The sequence below is a fragment of the Apibacter sp. B3919 genome (genome assembly GCF_026537405.1).
GTDB lineage: Bacteria > Bacteroidota > Bacteroidia > Flavobacteriales > Weeksellaceae > Apibacter.
In genome coordinates this window covers 393280-412635 of the sequence record NZ_JAFNMG010000001.1, presented here as the reverse complement: position 1 = coordinate 412635, position 19356 = coordinate 393280, and the positions used below count along the sequence as shown (strand labels likewise).

18 protein-coding genes are annotated in these 19356 nt (G+C 29.4%); 9 read left to right on the top strand and 9 right to left on the bottom strand.

What is annotated here, in order from left to right:
- The first annotated feature begins 278 nt into the window (after positions 1–278).
- From J3U20_RS01925 to J3U20_RS01915, 3 genes are all read left to right on the top strand, one after another.
- Positions 279–1739 (top strand): aminoacyl-histidine dipeptidase, encoded by a 1461-nt coding sequence (locus J3U20_RS01925; RefSeq protein ID WP_160542169.1) that lies wholly within the window; start codon positions 279–281, stop codon positions 1737–1739.
- A 253-nt stretch (positions 1740–1992) separates the two neighbouring features.
- Positions 1993–3279: an adenylosuccinate synthase gene (locus tag J3U20_RS01920; RefSeq protein WP_160542168.1), complete on the top strand. Its 1287-nt coding sequence runs from the start codon at positions 1993–1995 to the stop codon at positions 3277–3279.
- Positions 3280–3860: 581 nt separating this feature from the next.
- On the top strand, positions 3861–4628 hold the full coding sequence (locus J3U20_RS01915) for a hypothetical protein (protein ID WP_160542167.1): 768 nt from the start codon (positions 3861–3863) through the stop codon (positions 4626–4628).
- 69 nt (positions 4629–4697) lie between these two features.
- On the opposite strand, the gene J3U20_RS01910 is transcribed toward J3U20_RS01915, so the two are convergent.
- The gene (locus tag J3U20_RS01910) at positions 4698–5240 is read right to left on the bottom strand and encodes a plastocyanin/azurin family copper-binding protein (protein WP_160542166.1); all 543 of its coding nucleotides are present in this window, start codon (positions 5238–5240) and stop codon (positions 4698–4700) included.
- A gap of 351 nt (positions 5241–5591) precedes the next feature.
- Here J3U20_RS01910 and J3U20_RS01905 point away from each other — a divergent pair, with 351 nt between their 5' ends.
- Positions 5592–6440, top strand: coding sequence for a fructosamine kinase family protein (locus J3U20_RS01905; protein WP_160542165.1), 849 nt, complete (start codon positions 5592–5594; stop codon positions 6438–6440).
- Positions 6441–6476: 36 nt separating this feature from the next.
- Here J3U20_RS01905 and tatC read toward each other — a convergent pair whose 3' ends face one another.
- Both tatC and J3U20_RS01895 read right to left on the bottom strand, forming a co-directional pair.
- Positions 6477–7298 (bottom strand): twin-arginine translocase subunit TatC, encoded by an 822-nt coding sequence (gene tatC / locus J3U20_RS01900; protein ID WP_160542164.1) that lies wholly within the window; start codon positions 7296–7298, stop codon positions 6477–6479.
- A gap of 39 nt (positions 7299–7337) precedes the next feature.
- Complete coding sequence (locus tag J3U20_RS01895) at positions 7338–8300, bottom strand: KpsF/GutQ family sugar-phosphate isomerase (protein WP_370457898.1); 963 nt, start codon at positions 8298–8300, stop codon at positions 7338–7340.
- An 84-nt stretch (positions 8301–8384) separates the two neighbouring features.
- On the opposite strand from J3U20_RS01895, the gene recQ reads away from it, so the two are divergent.
- Positions 8385–10580 (top strand): DNA helicase RecQ, encoded by a 2196-nt coding sequence (recQ, locus tag J3U20_RS01890; protein ID WP_160542162.1) that lies wholly within the window; start codon positions 8385–8387, stop codon positions 10578–10580.
- 131 nt (positions 10581–10711) lie between these two features.
- Here the strand turns inward: recQ and J3U20_RS01885 are convergent, their stop codons facing one another.
- The gene (locus J3U20_RS01885) at positions 10712–11326 is read right to left on the bottom strand and encodes a deoxynucleoside kinase (RefSeq protein ID WP_105297521.1); all 615 of its coding nucleotides are present in this window, start codon (positions 11324–11326) and stop codon (positions 10712–10714) included.
- 11 nt (positions 11327–11337) lie between these two features.
- Entirely contained in the window at positions 11338–12171 is an 834-nt protein-coding gene (locus J3U20_RS01880; RefSeq protein WP_160542161.1) for a hypothetical protein, read from the bottom strand.
- Between the two features lie 226 nt (positions 12172–12397).
- On the opposite strand from J3U20_RS01880, the gene prmA reads away from it, so the two are divergent.
- From prmA to J3U20_RS01860, 4 genes are all read left to right on the top strand, one after another.
- Positions 12398–13228: a 50S ribosomal protein L11 methyltransferase gene (gene prmA, locus J3U20_RS01875; protein WP_160542160.1), complete on the top strand. Its 831-nt coding sequence runs from the start codon at positions 12398–12400 to the stop codon at positions 13226–13228.
- Positions 13225–13512 carry an ATP-dependent Clp protease adaptor ClpS gene (locus J3U20_RS01870; protein ID WP_105298139.1) on the top strand — a complete coding sequence of 96 codons (288 nt, stop codon included), beginning with the start codon at positions 13225–13227 and terminating at the stop codon, positions 13510–13512. Before prmA ends, J3U20_RS01870 begins: the two co-directional genes overlap by 4 nt.
- A gap of 119 nt (positions 13513–13631) precedes the next feature.
- Positions 13632–14378: an electron transfer flavoprotein subunit beta/FixA family protein gene (locus J3U20_RS01865; RefSeq protein WP_160542159.1), complete on the top strand. Its 747-nt coding sequence runs from the start codon at positions 13632–13634 to the stop codon at positions 14376–14378.
- Between the two features lie 43 nt (positions 14379–14421).
- Positions 14422–15375 carry an electron transfer flavoprotein subunit alpha/FixB family protein gene (locus J3U20_RS01860; RefSeq protein ID WP_160542158.1) on the top strand — a complete coding sequence of 318 codons (954 nt, stop codon included), beginning with the start codon at positions 14422–14424 and terminating at the stop codon, positions 15373–15375.
- An 81-nt stretch (positions 15376–15456) separates the two neighbouring features.
- Here J3U20_RS01860 and J3U20_RS01855 read toward each other — a convergent pair whose 3' ends face one another.
- From J3U20_RS01855 to J3U20_RS01840, 4 genes are all read right to left on the bottom strand, one after another.
- On the bottom strand, positions 15457–15972 hold the full coding sequence (locus J3U20_RS01855) for a PaaI family thioesterase (protein WP_160542157.1): 516 nt from the start codon (positions 15970–15972) through the stop codon (positions 15457–15459).
- Between the two features lie 74 nt (positions 15973–16046).
- On the bottom strand, positions 16047–16871 hold the full coding sequence (locus tag J3U20_RS01850; protein ID WP_160542156.1) for a hypothetical protein: 825 nt from the start codon (positions 16869–16871) through the stop codon (positions 16047–16049).
- 93 nt (positions 16872–16964) lie between these two features.
- The gene (locus tag J3U20_RS01845) at positions 16965–18446 is read right to left on the bottom strand and encodes a lipopolysaccharide biosynthesis protein (RefSeq protein WP_160542155.1); all 1482 of its coding nucleotides are present in this window, start codon (positions 18444–18446) and stop codon (positions 16965–16967) included.
- Positions 18447–19334 (bottom strand): glycosyltransferase family 2 protein, encoded by an 888-nt coding sequence (locus J3U20_RS01840; protein ID WP_160542154.1) that lies wholly within the window; start codon positions 19332–19334, stop codon positions 18447–18449.
- Between the last annotated feature and the right edge of the window lie 22 nt (positions 19335–19356).

The following is a 19356-nucleotide window of genomic DNA, read 5'->3' as shown; positions in this document are numbered from 1 at the left end:
TAATTTTAGAAAAGTTAAAAGAGCTTTTTTAGATTATTTACTTTATTGTTATATAGATAAATTTATTATTTCAAAAGAGCATATAAATGCATTATTAATAAAATGAAAGGCTATTTTTCTAAATATTATCAATAATCATTAAATAGCCTAATTGTTAATTATTAAAAGTTAAATTAGGTTTTTCTTTTTTTCATGTATTTAAAGGCAAAAATTGCAGGTTTTTTTTATAAAAAAAAGCGAAATTTGTTCAATAAAAATTCCTCTTAATAAGATAAGATATGAATAACAACACTATTAAGAAATTGAAACCCGAGTCTATATGGAATCATTTTGCAGATTTGAACTCCGTACCAAGACCTTCTAAAAAAGAAGAAAAAGTTATCAAATTTATTAAAGACTTTGGAGCATCTTTACATTTAGAAACTATTGAAGATATCTGTGGAAATGTGGTAATAAAAAAACCGGCAACTCCGGGATATGAAAATAGAAAAAAGGTGGTTTTACAATCCCATTTGGACATGGTCTGCCAAAAAAATAATGATGTTGATTTTGATTTTGAAACCCAAGGAATACAAATGACTTATGAAGGAGATTGGGTTCATGCATTAGGTACAACCTTAGGGGCAGACAACGGAATAGGAGTCGCTGCCATAATGAGTGTTTTATCTTCAAAAGATATTGAACATCCGGCTATAGAAGCTTTATTTACTATTGACGAAGAAACCGGTTTAACCGGAGCATTTGAATTAAGTAAAGATATATTATCAGGAGATATTTTGCTTAATTTGGATACAGAAGAAGATGATGAAATTGACATAGGTTGTGCGGGAGGAATTGATGTTACAGCGAAAGCAAATTATGAAGAAAAAGAAATCAATAAAAATTCTAAAACTTACCGAATTAATTTGTCCGGTTTACATGGAGGTCATTCCGGAATGGAAATTCATAAAGGTTTAGGTAATTCTAATAAGTTATTAAACCGATTTTTATATGATTTTTTAAAATTTAATATTCAATTGATTTCTTTTGATGGAGGAGGGTTGAGAAATGCTATACCCAGAGAAGCTTCTGCAATATTTTCAATATCCTCTGAATTTGAAAGCAAATTACAAGAACAATTTAATCATCTATATTCAGAGATCAAATCAGAATTTAGTAGTATAGATAGTAATCTGACTATTCAGCTTTCTCAGATAGATCATGTAGAAAAAGGATTAAGCGTTGAAGACAGTAAAAAATTTATCTCAAGTTTACAAGCTGCTCCTAACGGAGTATTTCGAATGAGCCCGGATATTGAAGGATTAGTAGAAGCCTCAAATAATATTGCAAGAGTAAAATTGGAAAAAGGAAAGGCTGAAATACAATGTTTAACGCGATCATCAGTTGAAAGTTCTAAAATGTGGGTGGCAACGTCACTTGAAGCTGCATTAGAGTTAGGAGGAATGAAAGTTGAATTAACCGGTTCATATCCCGGATGGAAGCCAAATCCCTCTTCAGAAATATTAAAACTGGCGGAAAGTATTTATGAAAAAAAATACGGAGAGAAACCTTCTGTTCAGGCTTGTCATGCAGGGTTGGAATGTGGAATTATTGGTGAAAAATATCCATCAATGGATATGATTTCATTCGGGCCAACTATTAAAGGAGCCCACTCTCCTAAAGAAAGAGTTAGTATATCATCGGTTCAAAAATTTTGGGATTTCTTACTGGAAATTCTTAAAAACATTCCGGTAAAATAAAATTTTTTTTATGAGCTTGTTAAGAGAGGAGTAATTTTTTGCAGATATACCACAATTTAATAAATAATGATCTGTAAGATTCTTAAATAAATTAATTTTAATAAGCTCATATTTTAATATATGGTAATAAAATGTCAATTACTTTTTAAGTAAAATAGCAGCTATTAATAATAATCAATTAATTTTGCAAAAAGAGTTGCTATTTTTAAGTAATTTCTATAAAATAATAAAACTATTATAAATTAAACTATATATGTCAACATATGTTGTTGTCGGCTTACAATGGGGCGACGAAGGAAAAGGAAAAATTACAGACGTTTTAGCGGAAAAATCAGATTATGTAGTACGCTATCAAGGAGGAAATAATGCAGGACATACAGTATACGTAGGAGAAGATAAATTTGTATTACATCTTTTGCCTTCAGGAGTTCTTCAATGTAAAGGAAAATGTATCATAGGAAATGGGGTGGTAGTAAATCCTGAAGCTTTTTTCAATGAAATTGAACAAATTGAAAAAAGAGGTTTAAATACCGATCATGTTTTTATCAGCAGCAGGGCTCATATCATTATGCCGTATCATATTTTACTTGATACCTATAGAGAAGAATTTGCCGGAAGTTCTCAAATTGGAACAACCAAAAGAGGGATAGGACCTTGTTATGAAGATAAAATTTCAAGAACAGGGATCAGAGCTATTGATTTATTAAATCCTGAAGTTTTAAAAACTAAAATAAAGGAAAATCTTAATGTTAAAAATGTTTTATTTGAAAAGCTGTTTAACAAAGAACCATTAAAATTTGATGATATTTACACAAAATATCTTGAATTTGGAAAAAAACTTAAAAATCGTATTATAGATTCAGAATACGAAATTAATCATGCGATAAAAGAAGATAAAAACGTTCTGTTTGAAGGTGCTCAGGCACTTATGCTAGATATAGATTTCGGAACCTATCCTTATGTAACCTCGTCGTCTCCAACTACCGGTGGCACTACCGTAGGAGCAGGGGTTCCACCAACCAGTTTAAAAAATTTAATAGGAGTATCAAAAGCTTATTGTACACGGGTTGGTAACGGTGCTTTTCCAACAGAATTGGAAAACGAAACTGGAGAACTTATACGTAAAATAGGTAACGAGTATGGGGCATCAACCGGTCGTCCACGTCGTTGCGGTTGGTTAGACTTAGTAGCTTTACGCTATTCATGCATGATTAATGGGATTACACATTTAGTAATAACCAAATTGGATGTATTAAGTGATTTTGATAAAATTAAAGTGGGAACCGCCTATAAAACGCCTGAAGGTACTATAACAGATATTTTCCCGTCTACTATTGAAGAATTAGCAAACTATGAAGTTATTTATCAAGATTTAGACGGTTGGAAAGAAGATATTTCAAAAGTTACCTCTTATGAAGAATTACCTATTTTAGCTAAAAAATATTTAGAATTTATTGAAAATTTTCTTGGAGTTCAAATATATTTAGTTTCTGTAGGTCCTGAAAGATCGCAAAATATAATTAAAACTAATTTAAAATAATTTTTATTTTTCAAATACTCCGTTCAAGCCATTATATATAAAATTTAAATAATATATTGAACATTGTATTTTATTGAAGAATTAATAATTGAATCATAAATATATTCACTTAACATACTAAAAAGGAGAATGAAATCAAATATTATTGATATCATTCTCCTTTTTATGTTATTTACTTATTTTATTTGATATAGTTATATATTCTATATCAAATATTTAGTTTTTAAAATTTAAAAAAGAATTGTAGCAGTAAAAATCATTTTTATATATTATAAAATTTTGTAAATGATTTTTTTTATATAAAAAATATAAATTGAATATTTATATATTATTAATTTTTCATTTCAAAATGCTAATTATATGACAAATATTATTCTATTTTATGAAAATAAATTGCTATTTATGATAAATTATTGTTTATATTGCAAAGTATTTGAGAGAATAAATCAGTATCCATAAGATTTACTCTAAAACATTACTATTAAAAGCGAGTTTTTATATAAAATGTTTCGAGCGGTTTATATTGCTTTTTAATGTAATATTGATTACTATTATGAAATAAACTAATATTATATGCGCTTATGAGAGAAAAATTTTTACTTATTATTCTATTGATTTTTAATATTTATATTGCTCAAGAAACTGAAAATAACATTTCGATTGATTCAACTAATATAAAAAGTATAAATCAAGAAGAACGTTTAAAAAATTCAATACCATCTTATAATTTATCAAAAATTGAAAAGTTGATTTCAAAATTATCATCTATCAATGGTACTGAATCAAATGAATATAATGATAGGTACTTATCGGAAAAAGATTTTGATAAATTGACAATCAAAGAAAAATTTACCTATACTATGGTTTATCCCGAAATTAAATCTTCAAGCGAAGATATGGATTCCCTAGCGATCTATGAGGAAAATAAAATTTTCGGAAAGCTGCCTACTTCGGTTAATGATCCCAGATGGAGTGCAAGACAAAAAAAGTTTTTAAAACAATATCGAAAAAATATTCAAGAATTTATACGTGAAACCTCTTTAAAAAATCAATATATGGGTCTCAACTTTAAAAAAGCTTTATTGGAAATTAATGCTATTGAGTCCATACCATTTCTTGTTGATTTTTATAATTCAACAGATAAAAATGATAAAGATTTATTAACGGTGTTAATGCTATTAGTTAAAAAAGGAAAATATTATCCATTTGTTCGATCCAATGTGTATCGCCAATTATATAATGACGATGTAAATTCTCAAGTCAGCTGCATAGACTATTCGGATATAAATGAGGAATATATATTAAAAACGGCACATAATTTTTATTTACAAGCGCCAAAAATTAAATAGATTTAATTTTTATATAAAATAATAAAACAGGAAGTATATTCCTGTATTTTTATTTTAAAAGTTAAAAATTTATTCTACGATAAGTTTACCTCTCATTGTCGCACTATGCGCGGGAAATGTACATAAATATTCATAAGTTCCTTTTTCATTAATTGTAAAGGTTATCGTATCTTGTTCACCTCCTCCTAACAATTTGGTATGGGCAACAATTGACGGATCATTTTTAGGAATATAATCATCAGCCACATCCTTAGCTGCTCGATTTGCAAAATCATTAAAATTGGTACCCGGTTTTATAATTACTATATTATGTCCCATATCTTTAACACTTGCTTTGCCCACATGTTTAAGTGTAAGGGTTATAGGTTTTCCTGCTTTTGCTTTTAATTCGTGTATATTAAATTGCATTGCATCATCTCCCTCTACTATAAAAGTATTTTCAGGAAGATTAGCAATCTCTTCCTCTTTGGATTTTTGAATATCTTCTTTTGTCATAGAAGCGGCTGCAGATAAAGGATCAATTTTATGTGATGAATCCTTTTTATTACAAGAAGTATAAAGATTTAATGAGGTTATTAAAAATAGTGCTAATAGAATAATCTTTTTTTTCATGAATTCTTAAAATTTTAGGGTTGACTAAAAGTGTTCAGATTTTAAGGAAAAGTAAATGTAAAAGAGTATAAAATTAGTTTCTTCAAAATTAGTAATTTTTTATTAGAATAAAATTTAAAATTAGCTATTTATAATTAAAATATCGATATAAATCAATATTTACATATAAATTGATATAACAATTAAAATTAGTTAAGAATTAATTGTTGCATGTATCCAATTATTTTAAAGTTTTATTTGTTTTTTTATATTGATATATTAGTATGTTAAAATATTATAAAATAGTAATACAATTTTGTATATTTTTTGATATTATTAATAAACATTATTTTAAATTATAAAAAATCAAACATGAATCTACAAAATATACTGAAACGTTTACCGATTAAGATAACTAGTTATAAACCTATTTCGGGCGGAGACACAAATAAGTCATACGTTTTACAATCTGAGGAGGGAAATTTTTTTATGAAAACTAATAGTACAAAAGAATTTCCCGGAATGCTTAGAGAGGAAGCAAAAGGACTAAAATCTATAGAGGAAACCCATACGTTAAGAACCCCTAAGATTATTAAAATAGATGATAGTGGCAATGAGCAATATTTGATTCTAGAATTAATTTCCAAAGGGGAAGCCAATGAAGAAATATGGGAAAATTTTGGAAAATCTCTTGCATCGATGCATAAAATTCCTCAACCGTTTTTTGGATTCAGTAGCGATAATTATGTGGGACGTTTACCTCAAAAAAATACTAAAGCGTCTACATGGGGTGAATTCTATACTCAATATCATTTACAACCCTTAATAAAAAAATTGACTGATATGAATGCTTTAACTAATCAAGAAGTACGAGCGGCAGAAAATTTTTATCAACAAATTGATGATATTTTTCCTAAAGAAACTCCTTCACTAGTCCATGGAGATTTATGGAGTGGCAACTTCTTAATATCAGATACCGGTAATCCGGTGGTTTTAGATCCGGCCGTTTATTATGGACATAGAGAAATGGATTTGGGCATGACCCGCCTGTTTGGAGGATTTTCCGTCGATTTTTATGAAGGTTACAATTCTAAATACCCATTAGAAAAAGGATGGGAAGAACGTATACCCTTTACCCAATTATACCCTTTGCTGGTTCATTCTATTTTATTCGGCAATTATTATTTAGATGAAGTTAAAAGTATTTTAAGTGATTTTTAGATTATTAGAATCTCAAATGCTAACAATATTGCGTAATTAAGAAGCTTCACTTTTATTTCTTTTGTAAACTAAGGAAGAAACCAATATACTGGCTTCATATAGTAAATATAAAGGACAAGAGGCAACGAGCATTGAAGGAATATCACCGGGGGTGATAAATCCGGCAATTATTAAAATAATAACCAAGGCATGTCTTCTATATTTTTTTAAGAAATTTGGAGTTAAAATACCGATACTGGTAAGAACATATACAATAACAGGCAATAAAAAAATCAAGCCCATTCCTAATACGGTTTGTAATAGAATTCGTATATAACTGGACAGATCAATGTTAACTTTAATGGTTTCGGAAATATTAAAAAAATAACCAAAGTGCATCGTCAGGGGAGTAACAAAAAAATAACCGAAACAACATCCGAGAATAAAGAGAAAATAAGTTGATATGAAAAATGTCAAAGAATTTTTCTTTTCATTTGGTTTTAGTCCGGGAGAAATAAATTTCCATAATTCATAAATAACATAAGGAAATACCAATATAAAGCCTCCAACAATAGACACATAAAAGGCTGTATTTAATTGCTCAAAAATTTTACGCACTTGGATGGGAAATTCGTCGGGCATGTCAAATACATCACTAGAACCAAAGATCCGACCGAAAAAATTCATAAGTTTAAAGGTTAAAAAATTTTTATGAATCGGACCGAATATAATATGATCCATTACAAAATGAATTTTATATCCAACGAAACATGCCCCTAAACATATAGCCACTAAAGATCGTAAAATATGCTTTCTTAAAACGCCAATATGAGCAAGAAACGGCATATTTGCGTTATCATTCTCTTTTTTTTGAGCCATTGAATTTTTTTAGTTAATAAGATACTAATTTAAATAAAATTATTTAAATCCATTATCCAAAAGAGTATGCAGGTCTATAATACCTACATAATTTTCTCCATCTAGTACAACTAATTGACCTATTTGATTATTTTTAAGCTCTTCAAAAGCAACACTGGCTAATTCATTTTTTTGAATGGTTTTAGGTGTAACAGACATTATATCTTTAGCTGTAATTTGATTGTAATCCACATCTTTAGCTAACGTCCTTCTTACATCTCCATCGGTAATTACTCCTTTAACCTTATGATCCTCAATAACGACAGTGATACCATAAGATGAATACGTTAAGGAATTGATAATTTCTTTAAGATGAGCAGATAGTTGAACTTCTGGCCTTCGGTCAGGTTTTACCAATTGTTCGACTTTTAGAAGCAGTTTTTTACCTAAAGCACCTCCCGGATGATATTTAGCAAAATCGGAAGAAGTGAAATTTTTAGCCTGAAGTAAGGCAACTGCGAGAGCATCCCCCATAGCTAATTGTACTATAGTGGAAGTGGTAGGCGCCAGATTATTAGGATCAGCTTCTTTTTCCACTTGAGTATCTAAAACCACGTCAGCAAGTTCTGCCAACAAGCAATTTTTATTAGAGGTCATGGCTATTAATACCGAAGAATATTCTTTAAGAAAAGGTGCTACTTCTTGAATTTCTGAGGAAGTACCGCTGTTAGAAATGCAGATGACCACATCATTTTTAGAAATAATACCTAAATCGCCATGCTTCGCCTCGGCAGCGTGTAAAAATTGTGATGGTGTTCCGGTAGAATTAAAGGTGGCTACTAATTTATTGGCTATATGTGCACTTTTTCCGACTCCGCACAAAACAAGTTTACCCTTAGAATCAAGTATATAACGTACCGCTTTAACAAAATCATCACCTAAACGATTATATAAGGATTGTAATTCGGTTGTTTCAAATAAAATAGTATCTTTGCCTGCTTTTAAAATCATTTGATCATCCAAAATAAATAATTTTTTTTGTTTAAGAAATTTGTTGTATATTTAATTTAATAAACAGCAAATTTAATAAAAAACTAAAGTTTAAGAATGAAATCTTTGGAAAAAGACTTGCCTAAATTATTAAAAAAATTTTTTGGTTTTAATTCATTTAAGGGGCCGCAAGAAGAAGTAATTACGAATTTGTTGAGCGGCAACGATGTATTTGTATTGATGCCTACAGGTGGCGGAAAGTCCTTGTGTTACCAGTTACCTGCCTTATTATTAGAGGGTACAGCGATTGTTGTCTCTCCCTTAATAGCCTTAATGAAAAATCAGGTTGACGCTGTCAGAGGTATATCCTCAAGTGAAGGAATAGCACATGTCCTTAATTCTTCATTAAATAAAACAGAAATAAAAAGAGTTAAAGATGATATACTATCCGGGACAACCAAATTGCTTTATGTAGCTCCCGAATCTTTAACCAAAGAAGAATATATAGAGTTCTTAAAAACTATAAAATTATCATTTTTTGCGATTGATGAAGCGCATTGTATTTCTGAATGGGGACATGATTTTCGTCCTGAATACAGAAATTTACGATTCATAATTGAAAAAATCGGTAAAACACCTATAATAGCCCTGACGGCTACAGCAACGCCAAAGGTTCAGGATGATATCCAAAAAACCTTAGGAATGACAGATGCTAAAATTTTCAAATCTTCTTTTAACAGGCCGAATTTATATTATGAAATCAGACCTAAAATAAATCCTGAAAAACAAATTATAAAATATATAAAAGACAATCCGGGTAAATCCGGAATTATCTATTGTTTAAGCAGAAAAAAGGTAGAAGAATTAGCTGAATTATTAAAAGTCAATGGAATAAACGCTTTGCCTTATCATGCCGGATTAGACAGTAAATCCAGAGCAGCCCATCAAGACAAATTCTTAATGGAGGAAACGGATGTAATTTGTGCAACCATAGCTTTCGGAATGGGTATTGATAAGCCGGACGTGCGTTTTGTGATTCATTATGATATACCCAAAAGTTTAGAAAGTTATTATCAAGAAACCGGAAGAGCAGGAAGGGATGGAGGAGAAGGTTATTGTCTTGCTTTCTACGATTATAAAGACGTTGAGAAATTAGAAAAGTTTCTAGCTTCCAAGCCTGTTTCCGAAAGAGAAGTAGGCTTACAGCTTTTACAAGAAGTGGTAGGTTATGCGGAAACATCCATGTCCAGACGAAAATATTTACTTCATTATTTTGGAGAAGATTTTGACGAAAAAAATGGCTTGGGAGCAAAAATGGATGATAATTCCATGAATCCGAAAACAACGGTAAATGTTGCGGAAGAAATGAAACAAATCCTTACCGTAGTTGAAAAAACGAAAGAAAAATTAAAATTAAAAGATCTGGTTAATGTAGCTGTTGGAAAAGAAACAGCCATTACCAAATCCTATAAGTTGGGATTTGAAGATTATTTTGGTTTTGGTAAAAATAAATCGGATAATTTTTGGAAATCCATCATCAGACAGGCTATTGTCCATAATTTTCTTACTAAAGATATAGAAACTTACGGACTATTAAAATTATCTGAATTAGGTAAAACATTTATTAATGATCCCAAGGAAATTTTAATAGCCGAGGATGTTGATTTTGAAAAAGAAATGGAAACTCCAATTGTTACTCCTCAAGCGGCGGGTAGCAATGCATTAGATAAAAAATTATTTGATGATTTAAAAGATATCAGAAAAAGAGTTGCCAAGAAAAATGCAATTCCTCCGTTTGCTGTTTTTCAAGATCCAAGCTTGGAAGATATGGCTTTACATTATCCGACCACCCTTTCAGAACTTTCCAATGTGTTTGGTGTAGGAGAGGGTAAAGCAAAGAAATTTGGAAAAGATTTCGTTGAATATATTGCCAAATATGTTGAAGAAAATGAAATTGAACGACCTGATGATTTAGTCATTAAGCAAGTAGCCAATAAATCGTCCCATAAAGTATTCATAATTCAAAGTACGGATAGGAAATTGGATTTTGAAGATATTGCAAAAGCAAAAGATTTAACAATCAATGATTTACTTAATGAAATGGAAAGTATTGTTTATCAAGGAACTAAACTAAACATTGGTTACTATGTAGATGAATTATTGGATGAAGAGCAACAAGACGAAATAATAGATTTTTTGATGGAGTCTGAAAGTGATAAAATGTCCGTCTTGTTGGATGAATTTGGAGAAGATTATTCAGAAGATGAATTACGAATTATGAGGATTAAATTTATTAGCGAAGTTGCTAACTAAATTTAGTTGGATAAATAGTACAATTATTCACCCTATAAACTATAAATAGTAAATAATTTATTAAAATTATTTACTATTTTTTTTTAAAATTTTAGAGAGTATAATTTTAATCGTATAAAGATGGAAATCTTTTAAAATAAACCGTGAATATTAGCCTCTACTTTATCAATAATTTTTCCTAAATCTTCCTTATTGTCAACAAAATCCATATTATCAACATCGATGATCAATAATTTTCCTTCAGTATAATTTGAAATCCACTCTTCATATTTTTCATTTAATCTTTGAAGATAATCAATGCTAATGGACGTTTCGTATTCTCTTCCTCTTTTTTGAATTTGATTTACTAAAGTAGGAACGGTGGCGCGAAGATAGATCAGAAGATCCGGAGCTTGTATATACTCTTTCATTAAATTAAAAAGATTCAAATAATTGTCATAATCTCGAGTTTGCATCAATCCCATTTCATGAAGATTTGAAGCAAAAATATATACATCTTCATAAATAGTTCTATCCTGGATTGTATTTTTCTTATTTTCTCTAATTTCTTTTATTTGTTTAAAACGAGAACTTAAGAAATAGATTTGCAAATTAAATGACCATTTTGCCATATCATAATAAAAATCGTCTAGATATGGATTTTGTTCGGTGTCTTCAAATTGTGCAATCCAATTGTAATTATTTGATAATAATTTAGTTAATGTAGTTTTTCCTGCGCCGATATTTCCGGTTATAGCAATATGCATTCTTAATAAATTTATTTTTTAGTTTCTAATGTGTAAAGGTACATAACCTTAGATTTCCATAGAAATAAATGTTTATTTAAAATATAATATTTTTCACCTAAATTCGGCAAGGGTATTTGAACGGGTTTGTTTTCAAAATCATAGATATATAAATAACCTTTATGTATCCAATAAAAATTTTGTTCCATCCATCCATAGTCTTCCATTTCGGGTATTAGATAAGTATATATATTTTGATTATTTTGCTTACTAATTTTGTATTGATAAGCTTCGTTGGATTTGTTGTTACTTTTTAAAAGAAGAAATTTTGATTGTTTAGAACTGTAGATATCCTTTAGTTCAAAATTATCTGAAAGTTCTTTAGACAAAGTATTTGAAAAAAGGATTGTATTTTTTGATCTGTAATCGTATTGAATAAAGCTTTGAGAGTTCAACTCATCAAAATATAATAAAGAATGGTTATCTTGTACATAAATTAAGTCAGGATTTATAAGTTGATCGGTTAAAATAGAAACATTATCCTGAGTATTGATCAGCTTATCGTCATAAAATTCAAGAACTTGGTTCATCTTATCAAAAGTTACTAAAAATAAAGGATTTACGATAAACAGCTTTTTGGATGTATTAAAATTTTTAAGTATAAATGTTTTTTGTGAAGTTAGATCGTATTTTAATAAAGTGTTATCTTTTTGAGAAACGAAATATAAAGAATTGAAGATATCTGCTTGTTGAAAATTAAACGATTCGGGAACTTCAATTTTAATACTATCTTGTAAAACCAATTGTTGTCCCAATGAAATATTGATAAATAGTACTAAAAACAGCAAATTGATGAATCGTGACATTGAAATTTCAAAAAATATAAAGTAAAAGTAAAAAAATAATTTTACTTGTTTGATTCCAAAAAATCTTCTCAAAGAAAATAATTTTCAATAATTGGATAGGGATTTTCAGCTATAGATTATCAACCATTAACAAAGCGTAGCTATAATATATAACGTGGATGAATTTTATAGATCCTTAAGAAAATAAGCTATTAATTTTTTAAATTTGCGATACTTAAATGATTCCATGAAATATACAGAATACCATTTCAACGTAAAACCATTAGAACCTTGGAGAGACATTTTAATCGCGTTTTTATCAGAGTTGCCTTTTGAAAGTTTTGTTGAAACCGAACAGGGTTTTTTAACTTATATTAAGGTAGAAGAAGAAGATGAGCAATTAATTAAGGAATTACCTATTATGTCTTCTCCTGAAGTTGAAATATCTTACGAAAAAAAATTATCTCCCGATATCAATTGGAATGAAGAATGGGAAAAAAATTTTCCACCGGTAGTCATTGAAGATCAAATTTATTTACATGCAGATTTTCATCCTGTCAGAAACGATCTTCCTTTTTCTATTAAAATTGATCCGAAGATGTCTTTTGGTACGGGGCATCATGAAACCACTTATAACATGCTTCATGCAATGTTGACAATGAATTTCGAAGGTAAAGATGTTTTAGATATGGGCAGCGGAACCGGAGTGTTGGCAATTTTTGCAAAAAAGAGGGGAGCCCATTATGTTGAAGCTATAGATATTGATGAATGGTCTTACGGTAATGCTCTGGAAAATTCTAAAAAAAATGAAGTAGATATAGATATTAAATTGGGAGATGCCGATTTATTAGGAAATCACTCATTTGATATAATTTTAGCCAATATCAATAAAAATATTTTATTGAAAGATATGTCAAAATACGTTGAAAATCTGCGCCCCAATGGATACGTATTGGTAAGTGGTATCTTTGAACATGATTTTGATGACATTATTACAGAAGCTACCGGGAATGGCTTAAAATTTGTTCAGAAATTAAGTAAAAATAATTGGATTTCAATATTATTAAACAAAATATGATTTACAATAATCAACCCCATTGGAAAGAGCAGGAGAGTGTTGATACGTTGGTAAAAGAAGCTGCTCCTCATGTAATTGTTTTGCATAACGATGATTTTAATACGTTTGACTATGTCATCGATTGCTTAATAGAGATATGTGAACATACTTTAGAACAAGCCCAACAATGTACTTTTTTAGTTCATTACAAAGGAAAATGTGAAGTTAAAACCGGATCTTTAGAAAAACTAACTCCGATCCATCAAGCATTATTGAAAAAAGGGCTTTCTTCACAAATTGTCTAAATTATATAAACATTCCTATATTTTTTATTTTATTTACTTTAATTTCTTAGTAAAAGAAGTAAATAAATAAAAATACTTTATTATTTTTACTTAATTTAGTTACAGGAAAAAATACGTTGATGAAAATATTAGTAGCTATAAGTAGCGTACCGGATACTACATCCAAAATTAATTTTACGAATGATCAAAAAGAATTCGATACTAATGGAATTCAATATATAATTAATCCTCAAGATGAATATTGCCTAAGCAAAGCATTATATTTTCAAGAAAAACAGGGAGCAGAAGTAACCATTGTCACGGTTGGAGATACTACTGTTGAGCCGGTAATGCGCAAGGCGTTGGCAATCGGAGCTAATAATGCCATTCGGGTTAATATTCGACCTACGGACAGTGAATTAGTGGCTAAAGAAATTGCAGCAGTAGCAAAAGAGGGAGCTTATGATTTGGTACTTTTAGGTAAAGAATCGATTGATTATAACGGAGGATTGGTTCCGGGTTTAGTGGCAGCTGAATTAGATTACCCATTTGCTAATGCTGTTACCGGTTTGGAAGTTGAAGGAAAAACCATACAGGTGGTACGGGAAATTGATAATGGAAAAGAAACAATTTCAATTGAATTACCTGCTGTTTTAGCAGGTCAAGAAGGTTTTGTTCCTGAAAATCAATTAAAAATTCCTAATATAAGAGGTATTATGACTGCTAAAAATAAACCCTTTACGGTTGTTGAACCTAAATTTTCCGAAAATAAGGTTATCATTGCAGAATTTGAAAAGCCAAAGACAAGATCTCAAGTGGTTTATGTAGATAAAAATAACTTAGATGAATTGGTTCGCTTGCTTCATGAAGAAGCGAAAGTAATTTAAGTATAAACTTACAATCAATTTTGTAATACAAACGTTGAAATAAATGATTTACGCATATATAGAAAACTCTAAAGGAAAATATAAAAAAGAGGCCTACGAATTAATAACATACGCTAAAATTCTGGCAGATGAAATTGGAGATTCAGTAACGGCACTCACTATAAATTCTGAGGATTCTTCAGAACACTTATACAAATTTGGAGCAACTAAAGTTGTAAATATTCAAGATGAATCATTACAATTTTTTAATCCAAAAGTGTACGCTTCGGTTTTATCAAAAATAATTGACGGTAACTATATTCTTTTTACACATACTAATGAAAGTGTATCTATAGCTCCTTATATTGTCAAAAAAAAATCTGCGGCTTATATTACACAAGCCATTTCGAAGCCGCTGTCAATAACACCATTTAAAGTTAAAAGATCTGTTTTTTCAGGAAAAGGAATTGCTATCGTTGAAACTCAAGAACCTACTATAGTTGTAACCCTTTCCGTTAATTCTGTGGGAGCAAAAGAAAATCCCATTGCCGGTACAGAAGAAAAAATTACGGTAACTACGATTGCAGATCCAACATATCAAGTAAAACAACAAGAAGTAGCTATAGGGAAGTTAGATGTTAAAGTGGCTGAATTGGTAGTTGGAGCGGGTAGAGGAATGAAAGGACCAGAAAACTGGGGAATAATTGAAGATTTAGCAAAGGTACTTGGAGCAGCTACAGCTTGTACTAAACCGGTAGCCGATTTAGGATGGAGACCTCATGCCGAACATGTAGGACAAACAGGGAAAACTATTTCTCCTAAACTATATATAGCAATCGGTATTTCGGGAGCTGTTCAACATGTTGCCGGGATTACTAAAAGTAAAACCATAGTCGTTATAAACAACGATCCGCAAGCACCTTTTTTTAAAACGGCTGATTATGGTATAGTTGGTGATTTATTCGAAGTTGTACCGGAATTGACTAAAAAATTGAAAGCTTTTAAAGATGCTCATTAATTGTGCGTCTTTACTCTATACTATAAATTATATAGAATCAGTTTAATTACAAAGCTGATTCTTTTTATTTATACTTATTTATCAGTGAGTTTTACTTTTTAATTTTGCTTTATAAAACTGACTGTCTGCTATATAGATTTTTTTCTCTAAATAACAATAAATTTGACCTTCTGAATTGGTAATGTTCATTTGCTTTTTGATAACTATTTCTTTATCATTTTTAACCATTTCTTTTATCTTTTCTATTTCTTCCTTTTGAAATTCAAATACTGCTATGGCTTTTTTATTAATCGGCCTTATATAATCAACATAAGCAGATTTATCCCAAACGATATAATTAGTTCCTAAAATATGTATGAGCTGCAACATATAAATAGGATCCGTAGCTGAAAGTATGCTTCCGCCAAACATAGTTCCGGAATAGTTTCGGTTCTTGTACGTAAGAGGAATTTCGACTATTATTTTATGTACATCATCTGAAACATATTTGATATTTCCTGTTGTCCTAATGTAAAGAGGAGAAATATTAAAAAAATATTTATAAATGGTTGAGGGTTTAAATAAAGTAGTAAGGAGCTTATATATTTTTTTGTACATACCAATTGATGTCTTTAACCCTATAAAAATAGAGTTAAAAAATTATTTATACAAATAGATAGAGAAAGGTTACATTATTGAGGAAAATAAGGCTTGCCAATTTTTGGTGTAATCTTTTTCTCGTTGTTTTTTCTTGATTTGTAGAGAAGAATATTTTTATCGAAAATATTTAAAATCTGGAAGTAATTATTATGATCGTAATAAAACTTTAAATTATGATTTAAATAAGCATATAATATAAAATCATTGATTTCATTTTTTTTCAAACCTATTTCCTCAAAGTAAGGATCTCCAAAATAGTCTCTAACATTTTTGATTATGGTTGACTGTTCTTCAAAAATTGATAAACGCTCTTTACGTTTACCCTCTCCGGATATAAAATCCAAAATACCTTCAATACCAAATTTCATGGAAGATAACTTTGCGGCTTCGGAATCAACATCCGTACTTCCATCCATTTTTTGTGATGGATTTAAACTGCCTAATTTTTTTAAAATCTCGTTGGTTTTATTCATCATTGGAATTCGTTTGACATCCAATTCAAGGCTTCCAAAAGTTTTGAAAGGAGTAACATAAATATCCTCTAATTGCTTTTCTTTAAGATCTAATTGAATTTTCATTTGCAAATGATCGAACATGTCTTGGGTAACCAAAATAGTTCTTTTTTCGATATTGAATGATTGAAAAGTAATGGCATCTCCAATGAGTGCAGGAATGGAAAAATTACCGGTTATATCGGTTAAAGTAGTGTAATTGGTTGAAAGATTTTTAACATAAATACCGGAAACCATTTCATGATACTTATCAAGAATATATACTTTTCCTTTAATTTGTTTTCTATCTTGAGAAAAGATGATTATGGTAAATAAAAGTAAAAAATAAGTATAGAAAAGTTTCATGTATTGAAATTACCTAACAAAAATACATTAAATACAACAATTATCTATCAACTCATTAAAAATTAATTATTATTATTGAAAAAATTATATATTTTATTTTTTACCCGTCAAAAAAGATTTAATATTTGTAGATAGTATTTCTTTTATCGGAATAAATTTAAATACACTATTGGCAACGAAAAATATGCATAAAATGAGTAGGGGCTTAGTAATTAAATTAAATAAATTATTGGAAAAATCGGGTATATAATTTACAAGTAAAACACCCATTATTCCGGTTACTATTATATACGTATACTCTTTTGAAAACGGTTGTATGCCGAACTTACGGTAATTAAAGCCTAATTTTATTAAATTAAACAATGTTAAAGATAGGGCCGTTGCTAAAGCAATACCTTCGATACCTAATTTGAAATACGAAATAAAAATAATATTTGAAATAATTGTAAACATCGCTAAAAATAGCATTGCATAAATATTAAATCTAAAATATTTTGAATAGGAAATAATATTACTGTTAAAACCTGTTGCCAAATCAAATAAGGTGGCTGCTCCTAGAATGTAAATAATAACTTTTGCATCCGATAATTCTTTTCCGTTTTTCATGAATAAGAATAGATAGTCTATTCCAACTAAAATACAAGACAACAAGACCGTACCAAATAAGAATAAAAATTTGGATACTTTTTTATAGAAATCATTTAGTTCATCTAATTTATTATTTTCCAGCTTTTCAACAATTATAGGACCGGATATGGTGAAAATACCCATCAAAGGAACGGTAAGAAAACCCACAATAGACGTTAAAATAGAATAGATCCCGTTTTGTTTAAAATCCAACAGTTCGGGAATCATCAGGTTGTCAATTTGTAGAGCCAATCTATTTCCAATACTTCCAAGAACTGAAAATATACAGAAATTTAATAAGTTAAGTCTAAAATTTTTATCTTTCAATATATCTAACGATCCGCTCTTATGGTCTTTGTTTAATTTTACAAAATAATATACCAGCCCAATCATAGCAATCACAAAAAATAATACGAATATATAGAGAGCAATTTTTTGTGATATTCCTATATACACACAGGAGATAAAAGCCGTAAGAGCTCCCAGTTTAGGAAAAAAATTTTCAAAAATTCCGGGAACTGTTATTCTTTTTAAATTAGAGATATATTTTGAAAACAATTGAGTTATTGCAAGAGACAAAGCGACCGGCAAAACATACTGTTTCATTTTCCAGGAATCAGATTCTTGAATACTTGGAATCACTCGAGTGATTATCCAATATACTAATGAGATAAAAATAAAATTGAGACACACAAACTTAATTGAAGCATAAAGAAAGTCGACCTGTTGATTTTTTGCTTTAAGTTTTTGATGGAATTTTATGTTTGCATAACTAAGTCCAAAAAGGATGAAGGGACAGATCAGTTCAGCAGATGGCTGAATGAACCTTAATTTACCCAAAAATTCAGGATTGGAAGGATAGATAAAAATGGTTGAAAATGTACCCAGTAAAAAACTTAGATAACTAATTAGACTGTATTTTATCCCTTGACGTGCTACTATTCCCATTTAATATATGCTAAATAAGTTTTCCTTTTGTTGTTTACGATTCAATCGGATCTTTTTAGAGAAAAGCAAATGTATATAGTGAATCCCTAATTTATAAAATAATACGGAAGTATTTTTAATAGATAACATTTTAAAATAATACTTAGGTATTCCCCAAACATTAATAAAAGCTTCAAAATATGCTTTGTAAAGATTATTATTTGGATTTAAAAGTATACAATCCAATTTTATTTTTGATAATCTTTGTATTTTACTAAAATCTGTTGTTTTACCTCTATCATGATTAGCTTTAGCTGTAGTAACAATTCCTATTTTTAAGCCGGAATAAATAACTCGATTACAATAATTTTTATCTTCTCCGTAATGGGTGAAATAAGGATTAAAAACTCCCGTCTTTTCCAAGCATTTTTTACTAATTAACCAAAAAGCGGCATTAACGAAATTAGTTTCTAAAATAACTTGATTTTTCTTTTTACTTTTCGCTAAATATTCCTTAAAATTAAAATCCATTTCAGAGAAATCATGGTTATAATGTATGGGACTTAGTATACCAAACTTTTGATTTTTAATGGAAACATCAGCTAAATATTGTAGACAATTTTTGTCTACCCAAGCATCTTGATTAATGAGAAAATAATGGGTATAGTTTTTTTCTTTATATAATTTTTTTAAAAGGATATTGTTAGCTTGTCCAAACCCTATATTACGTCCACTTTCCATATAAGTTACAGCGGGATAATTTTCGACAATTTTTAAAGTGCTATCGGTCGATCCATTGTCTATAAGGTAAATATCTGTATGTATGCTAGATGCCAATAAAGAATCCAAACATTTTTTTATCCATTTTTCCCCATTATATGTAACAATTACACTTACAATGTTGTACATTTACATGATATAAAACCTATTA